Source organism: Mesorhizobium sp. M2A.F.Ca.ET.039.01.1.1 (genome assembly GCF_003998035.1).
Classification (GTDB): domain Bacteria; phylum Pseudomonadota; class Alphaproteobacteria; order Rhizobiales; family Rhizobiaceae; genus Mesorhizobium.
In genome coordinates, this window is record NZ_RZRY01000017.1 from 18,893 (window position 1) to 30,811 (window position 11,919).

Genomic DNA, 11,919 nt, shown 5'->3' on the forward strand with positions numbered 1-11,919 from the left:
TAAGTATTCAGCCGCCAGGCGGATCAGATCATGAATGAGCCGCCGTTAACGTCGAGCGTGACACCCGTGAGGAAGGCAGCGTCTTCAGATGCCAGGTAGGCGACCGCAGCGGCGATGTCGTCACCGGTGCCCAGTCGGCCGACAGGAATGCTGGCGACGTAGGCCTGGTTAAGTTCGGCACCAGCCGCGGCAGCCATCGGAGTTTCGATGCGACCCGGCGCAATGGAATTCACCGTGATGTTCGCTGAGCCGACTTCAACCGCAAGGGTGCGGGCAAGGGCCATCATGCCGGCCTTTGACGCGGCATAGTGTGCTCCTGCAATCTCGGTTTTCGTTCGGCCGGCCACCGATGCGATGTTGATGATCCGGCCCCATTTCGCCGCCCGCATGTGGGGAAGACAAGCCCGGCAGCAGAGGAAGGCGCCTGTCAGATTTACTTCGAGAACCTGACGCCACTCCACGGCGAGCATCTCCTCAACCGTTGCCTTCCGTCCGCCGTGTTTCGGAGAGATTCCCGCGTTGTTGACCAGGATGTCGACCCGCCCGAATCGAGCCGATGTAGCCTGGACCATTCGCGTGACATCAGCGTCTGTGGACACATCAACGCGCACCGCCAAGGCCCGCCCAGTACAGTCCGAAGACAGGGTCGAAATGCTGGCGTTCAGGTCACTCTCGGAGAGGTCCGCCAGCACAACATTGGCGCCGGCGTTGAGAAACCGGGTGGCGATCGAAAGTCCGATGCCCCGCGCGGCGCCTGTCACCAGAGCCACCTTGCCGGCGAATGCGGTCGCGTGCGAAACCTGGTCCACGACCTACTTCTCCTACACTGTGGCGACGGGTGTCAGCGGCAAGCCGAACGAGCCGGGCAGGCGCAGAGGCGGAGCGGTAAGGAAAAACCGGCTAAGGTTATGATCTCTTAGCCACGCAGCCAAGTCCGATAGATACCAGAGCTCGTCAAGGCCAAGCTTGAATAGACAATGCTGGTGCAGCGGCAGGCCGGCGCAGTGGTCGCAGCCGTCCGGTACGCGATTCGGATACGCCTCCACCGCGAAGTTGTCGGCAACCAGCGCGGCGATACCGCAGTCGTCGATCCACCGGAGCAGCCTGTCGTCCCGCCCCTCTAGTACGGCGCAGGCATTGTGCAGAACACGCGGATCCGGGCTGCCGTCCATGTCGACAACAAGTTTGGCGAATCCGGTGTGAACGCACAGTATGTCGCCCGCCTCGACTTTAACGGACTGAGTCTGCATAGCACGCACTAGGGCATCGTAGCCGACCAGGGTTCGGTCCCGTCCATAGATCCTGCCTAGGTCAAGCAGCACGCCCCAACCTTGGACGCAGGTCTCGGCGAACTTGTCGATGCCTAATCGGCGCGCGCGAGCTCCGCCTTCGGCATCGGGTCCAAGAACATCCGTGCCGCCCCTGAAGCCATTATAATAGACGATCTCAGCGGTGCCGTCATCGTCGGTGTTGAAATGCTGCCCGATGTGGCTAAGGGCGTCCCACTGCGTCGAATATTGTGTGAATAGTGTCACGCTGTCATCGCAGGACGCGTCAATGTAATGAGTGTTCTCCAGATATAGGGGATAGTTCACCGCCGGCAGTCCCTGCTTGCGTATCGCCACATGACGACGCGGCGGCTTGCGGTTCGGATTGAGCGCAGTCCCGCCGGGGAGATCCAGTGGCAAGCTGAGGCAGAAAGCCCGGCCGGTCCTGATCTCGGCGGCCGCTTTCAGTCGGATGTCATCCGTGATCAGGTTGAGGCGCCCGACTTCGTCGTCGGCGCCGAACAGGCCCCGGTTTGCGCCTTCCGGCTTATTGTTCCATCGGTTGCCCACGTAACGCCATTCCGCTCAGTGATCCAGGGTCCCGGCAAACAGCGAAATCGGAGGATGCGCATCGGGATCCGTCATCACCTCGATGAGTGTCGGCCGCTCGGCGACGAGGGCTCGCTTGAGGACCTCCGGCAGAGCCGCAGCGTCCTCGACTCTTATCCCTTCGCAGCCACAGGCGCGCGCAATCGCCGCGTGATCAACCGCTGCAAAATGGCAGGCTGTGGTATAGGCCCCAAACTTCACGGTTTCTGCGTCCTTCTGGAAGCCGAGGATGCCGTTGTTCAGGACGACGACCGTCACCGGAATTCCCATGCGGACCATCGTCTCCAATTCGGCCCAGGAATGGGCAAAGCCGCCGTCCCCGACAAGCGCCACAACAGGTGCCGAAGGCCGCGCGACTTTTGCTCCAATGGCGAGCGGAAGGCCCCATCCGAGCCCGGCGAGCCCACGGGGTGTGAGGAAGCGCGTCCCTTCCCGTGGCGCTCGCAGATGACCGACGACCCACATCGATGAGTAGCTTGCATCAGCAGTGATGATCATCTCTGGCTGGAGCAGATTCTGCAGTTCCGCCATCACGCGTTCTGGCCTGATCCCTGCGGTTGCCTGCTTTAGAAGGGGTGCCCTGACCGTCTCGAACTGGCGCCAGGCATCGGCAATCCGCTCGGCCAGACCGGGGCGCGCCTGTGACCTTGCCTTGAGATCTTGGGTCTTGAGGGCCTGCGTGAGTGCTTTGAGGGTTTCTGCTGCATCCCCGACGAGGCGGACTGCCTCGTAGTTGCGCCCGATCTCCTGCGGGTCAAGGTCGATCTGGATGATCCTTGTACCCGGACGAATGAGGCGCCAGCTGTCGGTGCCGTTCTGGTTGTTTCGTGTTCCAACTTGCAGGATCAGGTCGGCATCCTCGACCAAGCTCCGCGTGAAGCGGCCAAGCGATGTTGGCCCTACGAGGGATCCGAGCACGCCGAATGAAAGGGGGTGGAATTCATTGACGGCACCCTTCCCCATGTTCGTCGTGAATACAGGGAGCGAGGCAAATTCCTGAAGGTTCGCCAGAGCCGATGGCGCGCCGGTGGAAAGGGCGCCCCCACCCGCCATGACCACCGGGCAATGGGCTTTCGCGATTAGGAAAGCCGCTTCGGCAATGCTGGCATCCGACGGCCGGGTCCGGTCGAGGGGCCAGGCGCTGAGGCATGCCTCGCGCTTGTGGGCGCTGGGCTGGGCTGTCTCGCGGAGCAGGTCAGCCGGCAGTAAAAGGACGGCAGGCCCCGGCCGGCCACTCGCCGCAGCCACGAACGCGGCGTCCACGTAGTCGTCAACCCGATCCGCGGTGCCAATACGGCGCGTCCACTTGGCGCAGGATGCGAAAAGCGCCAGGTGATCGAGTTCCTGAAAGGCATTCTTATCCACCTGCAGTCGCTCTACCTCCTGAATGAGAGCCACCACGGGGATGCTGGCCTTCAGGGCCTCGGCCAGCGGTGCAACGAGCAGTGCCGCTGCTGGACCGTTCTGGGCGGTGACCACCGCGACCTGTCCCGAGGCCCTCGCGAAACCATCGGCCATCGCACCACCCATATTCTCCTGGCGGTAGGCGATTTGACGGATTCCGATTTCCTCCGCAGCGAGGATCACGGCGGAAGGAAGGCTCTGACCGAATATGAACTTCACGCCGTGGCGCGACAACGCACGAGCGATTGTTACGGCAACGGTAGGTTCGATTTCTGTCATCGTGTTTCTTCCTATAGAGTTCTGAATGGTCAGGCGCAGAGTGACCGCGGCCCCAAGGCGCGTAACATGCCGTGCGGTTGACACGCTGGCACTGCCCGGGAGCCCTAACGAGTAGTGCGGATTCAGACCGCGGCGAGCATGCGGGCTGAGGCAGCTTGCATTCTGGATCTTGACCGCCACCAGATGAAGTACATGGCGACGAGCCAGAGCACGGGCAGAAGCATCAGCAGCGACGCCACCGCGGCGACGGTGGGGTCGATTTCATGCCGGATGTTTTCCCACATCTTTAAGGGAAGCGTGCGTATGGATAGACCGCTGACGAGCAAGGATATGACCACTTCGTCGAACGAATGGAGGAACGCAAAAACCGCCCCGCCGAGGATGCCTGGCCGGATCAAAGGCAGAGTCACCCTCATGAATGTCCGGAACGGCCCGGCCCGCATGCTCTTAGCGGCTTGCTCAAGACTAATGTCAAAGTTGGCCAGCGTTGCCGCGACGACAACTACGACATAGCTCATAGCGCCAATGCTGTGCGCCAAGACGATGCCTGTCTTCGATCCGACTAGGCCGAAGGATACCAGACCAAGGTAGGCTGCGATGCCGACCACGATCACCGGAAAGGTGATCGGTGCTAGGAGGACCAACGTGAGCACGTTGCGCAGCATTGGCGCGCTGCGACTGAGTCCATAGGCGGCCAGCGTGCCGAGTATGGTCGAGATTATGGTTACCGAGATTGCAATTTCGAAACTGCTCAGCGCGGCCCCGTTCCACGACGGATCGGCAAAAAACGAACGATACCATTGCACGGAAAAGCCGGATGGAGGGAATTCCAACTGCGTTCCGGCGCTAAAAGACACGATGATCACCACCACGCCCGGGAAGAGGAGAAAGAGTAGGGTGAATATGACTACCGTGATCCCTATGAACCTCCACACATGGGTGGCGTCGCCAGCGCGGTAAAGATGCATGTTCCAGCGACGCGCCCGCCGAAGCGTGCCGAGCTCAGTGAGATGTCGCACCAAGGCCCCCGCTGCGGGAAAACGGTTTCGCCGATCCGACGCAGCATTGCCTTTGGGGCCGGCCGGATTGAGTCTGAGGACGGCGAGCACCGTCATCGCGATCGCGAGGAGAATAAATGACGCTGCCCCTATCCGGCCGAGATTGAATGAGCTTTGCACCTCAGCCGCGATGAAAGTCGAGAGCATGGCATCGCGCAGGCCACCAAGGGCTGCGGGCGTGATGTAGAATCCGAGGCTCAGGATGAAGACGAGCAACGCACCACTGCGTAAGCCGGGCAGACTGAGCGGTAAGAACACGCGCCAGAAGGCCGAGAACGGACGCGCGCCCATGCTGCGCGCGGCTGCCACTTGCGACTTATCGATGCCGAGCATCACGCTCACTAGCGGCAGGATCATGATCGGCAACATGATGTGGACCATGCCGATATACATGGCCATACGGTTGTAAATCAGAGGCAGAGGACTGGTGATGACGCGCAGATCGAGCAGCAGGTTATTGATAAGGCCGCGGTCACCTAGGATCATGACCCAGGCGTAGGTTCGGGCCAGCGAACTCGTGAGATACGGGATCAGGACGAGGATGACCAAGACAGACCGGACCTGCTTCGAAGCAGCCGTGATCAGGTAGGCCGTCGGGTAGCCGATGATAGCGCAGATGACCGTGGCTACGATGCTTACCTCGATGGTCTGGATGAGGACGCGAACGTTCGCAGGATGCACGAAGAACGTCACGTAATTGACGAGGGAGAGCGCGGGGGCGTTGATGCTGTTTAAGAAGAGCTGGACGATCGGTATGGCAAAGACGAGTAGCAGGAGGCAGAGCGCCGGAAAGGTCAGCACAACAGAGGCCCGCGTAAGCTTTTGTAAAGTCAACATCTGCGAGTCCCCTGAGATCACGTCGTGACGAAGCGGATGTCCGATCTCAACCAGTCGAGCTGAATGGTGTCCCCGATCTGGAAGATCTGACGCCCCGCGGCGACGTGTTCGCGTATGACCACGTCGTTATCGCCGACAGCCACATGGTATCTTCGCAGCGGGCCGGCATAGATCATATCGGTCACGGTGCCGGCGACATGCTGGCGCTGATCGGCGTCGGCACTCTTCGTGGCGCCAGGGGCGGAGATCCGTATACGTTCCGGCCGGATCATCGCGACGGTGCCGTCCGGTTGCGGCGTATCCGACTCAACAGCGAATGACGGATCATCGAGGATGTTGGCGTCCCCAAGGAAATTCGCGACAAACCGGGAGACAGGACGGTCATATAGCGCCTCAGGCGTGTCAGTTTGCTCAATTCGTCCAGCGTTCATCACCACGATCCGATCGGAAAGCGTGAGCGCCTCCTCCTGGTCGTGTGTGACACACACCGTAGTGATTCCGAACTCTTTGTGAAGCCCCTTGATCTCACCCTGCATTTGCTCACGCAAGTTACGGTCTAGTGCTCCCAACGGCTCGTCTAGCAACAAGATTGGAGGGTCGGCTATGAGGGCCCGGGCGAGCGCCACGCGCTGCTGCTGCCCACCGCTGAGCTGTGATGGCATGCGGTCACCCAAGCCGTCCAAATGGACACGTGACAGGATGCGTTCGGCTCTCGCGGCCCGCTCAGCCGACCTGATGCCGCGCATCTCGAGCGGAAATTCAAGGTTGCGGCGAACGGTGAGGTGCGGGAAGAGCGCATAGCTTTGGAAGACGACGCCCTGATCGCGCCGATAGGAAGGTACCGAGGCGACGGACTTCCCAGCGATGCGGATATCACCTTCGGTAGGCGCCTCGAACCCCGCCAGCAGCATGAGTGTCGTCGTCTTGCCAGAACCGCTCGGACCAAGGATCGTGAGGAACTCGCCGCGCCCAACGGTCAACGACAGGCTCCTGACCGCAATGACCTGACCGTATAATTTGGTGACGTTCCGAAATTCGATTTGCTCGGAAAGAGCGAGTTTCTCCAATGGTCTATCCTTAGCTAGCGGATGCAGCGTTCTGACTGGTGCATTCATGTTCGTCACTCCAAGCCGAACGATGACGTGCTGGTTCGGTGCGGCACGTCATCGGTAAATGCCGTCGCAAAAGGCCGACAGGGGCTTAAAGCAGGATCCACTCGTTCCAGCGCTGGACCAGCTTTTCGGTGTTCGTGAGCCCGTCCGATCCCTTCTCGGCGTACCATTTCGAGTCGATTAGCACACTTGACCTCAGGTAGTCGGGGTGGCTGGCCAGCGAGCGCCCAATATCTTCCGGTAGAACCTTGAACGCGTTGAGGTTGCTCGGGCCGAACGGCATGAGTTGTGAAAATGCTGCCTGACGGTCGGCGCGCGCGGTAAATGCGACAAACTGTTGCGCAGCGTGCGCGTTAGGAGACCCCTTCACAATCTGCCAGTAGTCCCAAGTTATTTTCGCCTGGTTACGATTAATTTCAAGCGGTGCTCCCTGCTTGATCAACGTGCCGGCCCTACCATCATAGGCATTTACAAGATCTACTGCCTTGTCATGCATCATCTGCTGGATTTCGGACCCTGTTCCCCACCATTTGCGAATATCGGGCTTTATTCTGTCCAAACTTTTGAAAACACGATCTAGGTCCATAGGATATATATCCTTTGGATTTACGCCATCGGCGAGAAGGGCTTCCTCCCAAGGGCCTTCTGAACCATATTGGCCGCTGACAAGACTGCGGACACCCGGGAAACTGTTCACGTCCCAGAATTCCGCCCATGTGGTCGGCCGCAGCTTACCCGCTGGGAATTTTTCGGTATTGTAGACCATGACGAACGCATAAACTACGTTAGCTACGCCAAACGGCTGCTTTGCGAAGTCGGCGAGCCCGTCTAGGTCTTCATTCCTGTAAATAGAATAATCGATCGGCTCAAAAAGACCCTTTTGGGACAACTCGAACGAAGATCCCTGGTTAGCGGTGACAACATCGACGGTGACGTTATTCTGCGCAACCATCATCTCGATCGATGCCCGGTCGCCCTGATCGGTAATCGGGGTCATCTTAATGCCTGTTTCGGCTTCAAATGGTTTTACATAGGCCTCAATCATCGCCTTTCCGGTATCGCCACCGTAGACAAGGACGCGCAGTTCGCCAGGAGTCTGCGCCGATGCCTTGTTACTGGCAATGGAAGGAAGTGCGCCGGCAGCCAAGGCGGTTGATGCTGCCTGCAGGAAACGCCTGCGGTTAATGATAATAGAGAAGCTCATGGCCATTCCCCTTTTTTAATGTTGAGCATAATTGAATATGCAATTTTCGCCGACCCAGCGGACGGCCGCAATCGAGACTTCGCGAAGTGATCTACGTGGCGGTGCCGACGCGGTCCTGTCCTGCGCGTTTCACGGTCAACTGAAGCATCTCTCGCCGTTCAGCCCGGTTCACGAGCCGTAACCCGACAAGTCAGGCCGCCAGAATCTTCTCGACGAGGGTTACCCAATAGCCCACGCCATACGGGATCGCCTCGTCGTCGAAATCGTAAGCGGGATTGTGCAAGCCCGGCGTCGAGCCGTTCCCCAAGAGGATGATCGCGCCCGGCCGCGCTTCCAGCATGTAGGCAAAGTCTTCGGATCCCATCGAAGGCTTGACGTTGTCGTTTACGGCGTCATGGCCCACGAGGCCGCGGGCTGCGGTGATCGCGAAATGTGTTCCGGCCGTGTGATTGAATGTAAGGGGTTCGAGCCGCCGATGCCTGAACTCAATTTCCGCGCCCATCCCGTGGGCCACGCCCTCGGCGCATAACCTGATCTGCCGCTGCGCCAGATCGCGCACGGCGGAGGTCAGACTCCTGACAGTCCCACCCATTTCGACCTGGTCCGCGATGACGTTGTAGGCTTGGCTCGCCGTGAACTTCGTGACAGAAACGACGAGGGCGTCAGTGGGGTCGGTGTTGCGGGACACCACGGTCTGGAGGGCAACGATGATTTGTGCGGCGGTGACCACAGGGTCGACAGTCCTGTGGGGCGAAGCTGCATGCCCGCCCCTCCCCTTGACGATGATGTCAAACTCGTCAAGCGCCGCCATCATACCGCCCTCCCGGATGGCGAACTGGCCAATGTCAGTGCCGGGTGAGTTGTGCAGGCCGTAGACCTGGGAGATGTTGAAGCGCTCCATGATTCCTTCCTGGACCATCTTCAAAGCACCTCGTCCATCTTCCTCGGCGGGCTGGAAGATCAAAGCCGCTGAGCCTTTGAAGTTGCGCGTCGCGGCGAGGTGTTTTGCAGCCGCCAATAGCATCGCGGTGTGGCCGTCATGGCCGCACGCGTGCATCTTGCCGGGTATCCGCGAGGACCAGGCCTTGTTCGACGCTTCCAGGATCGGCAGGGCATCCATATCGGCGCGCAGTCCGATCGTCGGCCCCTCCCCGCCCTCACCCTGGATCAGGGCAACCACGCCGGTCTCGGCGATGCCCGTCTCGATGTGATTGATACCGAAGGAGGCCAGCTTCTCAGCAACGAACTTCGCCGTATTGTGCACCTCGTATCCCAGTTCCGGATTCTGGTGCAGGTAGCGGCGCCATTGCGTGGCTTCTTCCTGGAGATGTCGGAAAGTGTCGACGCTGTACATCTATTAGTTCCCAGCTTTTTCTGTCCTAGTGCCTTATTTAAGCGAGCATCATTCCGCAGCACGATTTCGTCAAATGCCTTTTGTGTATCATCGACATCTAGTAACGAGATGGACCCGAGGCTCGCTTTTCAGCACAGAGGTCGGTCCCGGCCAGCACATGCTAGGTCGCCGTGGGGCAAGTCGGTTACGGAACTGACCCTTGGATGTCTGCGTCCTCGCGCGTCGGCCCGGCCCACCGAATTAAGATCGTGAGGCCCTCTCTGACCAGATCATCCATGACAGCGTGGACCGCGGCCTCGGCGATGGCACTAGTCACGGGGCGGCGGAAGCTAGGATTTCCCTCCGACATCGAGCATAATCAGGCTGCGATCGAAAAAGGGTCCGGGAAGCAGCGTCATTGTCGCAAATCACAGCATCGATGATCGCCGTCAGGTGGCTAGGGCAATTGTTTGGTCGTGATCGATCTTGTTTCGTAGGCGACCGGGGTTGTCCCTCCGGAGATAATGAAGTCGGCCATGACCGGGTAATTTCAGCAGGGAGAAAGGGAGCGCGTTGAATGCATGTCCCCCTGCGGGCCTAGGCATGAAGAGGTCGTTGCCTTCGAGGCCGCCCAGTCCCGCTGACGCGTTGGCAAATTGGTCGTGGTTTAAGGCCGGGGCGAAGAACGTCGCCAATCGGCGAGGGACGCAAAAAGCCATTGTCGCGCTTGCCAGAAGACTGGCGGTGATCATGCCTCGCACGTGGCTGGACGCCACCGAACTTCGCTGGAAACGGCAAGACACCATGCTTGCGGCCACCTGACCCAATTGTATGGACCGGCTGCTGATCGCAAGTGAGGCGTGGAGGATAGCGGAAGTCGCTCATATGTATCCGGCCCTTTTGGTCGGCTCGCGTGTCATGGCCTTGATGGGGAATTCGCACGCACCGTTAATCTCATTAGCGGATAGGTTGCCAGGCAACCATTTGGGTCAAACAGATTCCGGGTGCGTTCATATTCGCTCCATGCTTCTCGCGCACTGGGGGGTGGCGGTTTAGATGGCCGTCACCTCGTTTCGGTGCTGCCGAATGTCCAGCCATTGCGCAGCACGGTATTGCCGTGCTGCCCGGCGCGAGAGCACTTCGCAACTCGCAGTTCGCAATCCTGGAGAACCGTGCCGACGAGATATCGCCGCGCATGAGCGATCCGATCGTTGGACTCTACGAGGACTGGCTGTGGCTCGACGAGCTCATCGAAACGGTCAGCCAGGAGATCGAGGAGATCAGCCAGAACGAGGCGAACTGCCGTCGCCTGATGAGCGTGCCGGCGTCGCGCCGATGATCTCCTGGTCGCGGCGATCGGCACAGCGAAGCCTTCGATCGCTGTCGGGACTTTGGCGCTTCAGCGATAGCCAGTGCCGTGGCGAGCTTGCTGCGATGAAGCCGCGGCGCGGCATTCTGCAGCCATGCGCCGAAGCTGGCCGCCTGGATTAACAGAATTCGCAGATAAGCGGCTTCCTGGTTTTGAGATGCGGCGGACAGTCGGCTTCCCTCCGGTACTGTATTGCCGTGGCACGAGGCCAAGCCATGCGCCTGTTCGATGAGGAAGGCACGGATCTGGAAATCGTCGCGGTGCGCCGCGAGACCAGCCGCGATCGCAGCCATCGGGCTCGTAGCTCCATCAAAGCCACGTCGCGCACGCGATGACCTGCCGGCCAACACGACCGGCCAGTCCCCCGCGGCACAGCCGAAGCCAAGTCAGGACGAGGAGATGGTCGCCAACCGATCGAACAATCGAATAGGACATGAAGCACTAACAAGCTTGACCGCAATCGCTCCAGAAGCCATCGCAACTAGTGTCACCTCAAATCCGCCAACTGGCGGACAGAAGTCCTTCGGAGGGAGTTCGCTACGGTCCACGTGCTGATCGCATCATTGAATCAGACGCCGAACAGATCTTTCCGCCATTCTTCTAATCCCAAGAGCCAATCCGGAGAGAAGCAAGACCCTCCGGAGGACATCAAAACGCCGGCGATTCGGACAACTTAGAAGCGCCTGACATCAACACGATCGAATAGATAGGCGACCGGACACGATTGCCCGTTCAGATTTCGAAGATCTTCCGCGGCGTGTTTGTGATTACCTCAGCGCCGGTGCCGGCGACCCGGAATGTCTCGCTGATCACGTAACCGAAGTCGTCCTCAATCCAGTTGCCCAGCATCAAATGAAAGGTCATGTTCGGCTTCAGCTCAGTCGTGTCGCCATCCCGGAGGCTTGCAGTCGGTTCGAGCCAGCCAATGCCGTGCGCGTAGCCGCAGCGCGTTTCCTTTTCGAAACCGTGTTTGCGGAGCGTCTTGTAGAACGCGTTGGCCACTTCGCTGCACGTTGATCCCGGCCGGACTGCGGCGAGTGCCGCCTCAAGGCCTTCGACCTGGGCCTCATGAATGCGGCGCAGGCGTTCGGACGGGGCGCCGATCGAGAAAGTACGCATGAGGCCCGCGGAATATCCATGGCGAGTGCCGCCGAGTTCGAGATTGATCTGGGACCCGTCGCGGAACACGTCCCCCGTCCACGGAATGTGACAGGTACCTATCCGAGGCGAGGCGCAGAGATAGAAGGCCTTCAGCGCCGTTCCCGGCTTTCCATTCGCTCCCCGGATTAACGCCGCCGCGATCTCTGCCGCCGCGTCGGCTTCCGCTACACCGGCACGTATGACTTCGCTGGCGCGCTTCATCGCGGCGTCGGAAATGGCGGCGGCTTCCCGCATGACTTCTATTTCGAGATCGGATTTGACTAGGCGGAGCCAGCTGACAAGCTT

General features: G+C 59.8%; 9 protein-coding genes and 1 pseudogene. 1 reads left to right on the forward strand and 9 read right to left on the reverse strand.

From position 1 onward, the window contains the following. Positions 1 to 23 precede the first annotated feature (23 nt). The 7 genes from EOA24_RS03300 to EOA24_RS03330 all read right to left on the reverse strand — a co-directional run bounded on the left by EOA24_RS03300 (position 24) and on the right by EOA24_RS03330 (position 9,125). A complete protein-coding gene (locus EOA24_RS03300; protein WP_126080658.1) occupies positions 24 to 809 on the reverse strand; it encodes an SDR family NAD(P)-dependent oxidoreductase in 786 nt (261 codons plus the stop codon). A 12-nt stretch (positions 810 to 821) separates the two neighbouring features. Next, complete coding sequence (locus EOA24_RS03305; protein WP_126080657.1) at positions 822 to 1,838, reverse strand: cyclase family protein; 1,017 nt, start codon at positions 1,836 to 1,838, stop codon at positions 822 to 824. Between the two features lie 15 nt (positions 1,839 to 1,853). Beyond that, a complete protein-coding gene (locus tag EOA24_RS03310) occupies positions 1,854 to 3,560 on the reverse strand; it encodes an acetolactate synthase catalytic subunit (protein ID WP_126080656.1) in 1,707 nt (568 codons plus the stop codon). 122 nt (positions 3,561 to 3,682) lie between these two features. Beyond that, a complete protein-coding gene (locus tag EOA24_RS03315; protein ID WP_126080655.1) occupies positions 3,683 to 5,455 on the reverse strand; it encodes an ABC transporter permease subunit in 1,773 nt (590 codons plus the stop codon). A gap of 17 nt (positions 5,456 to 5,472) precedes the next feature. After that, positions 5,473 to 6,570, reverse strand: a complete 1,098-nt coding sequence (locus EOA24_RS03320; RefSeq protein WP_126080654.1) for an ABC transporter ATP-binding protein — start codon at positions 6,568 to 6,570, stop codon at positions 5,473 to 5,475. 85 nt (positions 6,571 to 6,655) lie between these two features. After that, positions 6,656 to 7,771 carry an ABC transporter substrate-binding protein gene (locus tag EOA24_RS03325; protein WP_126080653.1) on the reverse strand — a complete coding sequence of 372 codons (1,116 nt, stop codon included), beginning with the start codon at positions 7,769 to 7,771 and terminating at the stop codon, positions 6,656 to 6,658. 190 nt (positions 7,772 to 7,961) lie between these two features. Then, complete coding sequence (locus tag EOA24_RS03330; RefSeq protein WP_126080652.1) at positions 7,962 to 9,125, reverse strand: M20 aminoacylase family protein; 1,164 nt, start codon at positions 9,123 to 9,125, stop codon at positions 7,962 to 7,964. Between the two features lie 1,174 nt (positions 9,126 to 10,299). Here EOA24_RS03330 and EOA24_RS41390 point away from each other — a divergent pair. Then, the gene (locus tag EOA24_RS41390; protein WP_189341492.1) at positions 10,300 to 10,443 is read left to right on the forward strand and encodes a hypothetical protein; all 144 of its coding nucleotides are present in this window, start codon (positions 10,300 to 10,302) and stop codon (positions 10,441 to 10,443) included. Positions 10,444 to 10,589: 146 nt separating this feature from the next. Here the strand turns inward: EOA24_RS41390 and EOA24_RS03335 are convergent. Both EOA24_RS03335 and EOA24_RS03340 read right to left on the reverse strand, forming a co-directional pair. Next, positions 10,590 to 10,692: pseudogene (locus EOA24_RS03335) on the reverse strand (transposase); the annotation flags it as partial. A 513-nt stretch (positions 10,693 to 11,205) separates the two neighbouring features. Next, the coding region (locus EOA24_RS03340) for a Xaa-Pro peptidase family protein (protein WP_133374454.1) at positions 11,206 to 11,919 on the reverse strand (714 nt) is incomplete at its 5' end.

Excerpts from the sequence above, each read along its gene's own strand:
- EOA24_RS03310 (WP_126080656.1), bottom strand. The coding sequence starts at position 3,560 with ATGACAGAAATCGAACCTACCGTTGCCGTAACAATCGCTCGTGCGTTG.
- EOA24_RS03315 (WP_126080655.1), bottom strand. The coding sequence starts at position 5,455 with ATGTTGACTTTACAAAAGCTTACGCGGGCCTCTGTTGTGCTGACCTTT.
- EOA24_RS03320 (WP_126080654.1), bottom strand. The coding sequence starts at position 6,570 with ATGAATGCACCAGTCAGAACGCTGCATCCGCTAGCTAAGGATAGACCA.
- EOA24_RS03325 (WP_126080653.1), bottom strand. The coding sequence starts at position 7,771 with ATGAGCTTCTCTATTATCATTAACCGCAGGCGTTTCCTGCAGGCAGCA.
- EOA24_RS03330 (WP_126080652.1), bottom strand. The coding sequence starts at position 9,125 with ATGTACAGCGTCGACACTTTCCGACATCTCCAGGAAGAAGCCACGCAA.
- EOA24_RS41390 (WP_189341492.1), top strand. The coding sequence starts at position 10,300 with ATGAGCGATCCGATCGTTGGACTCTACGAGGACTGGCTGTGGCTCGAC.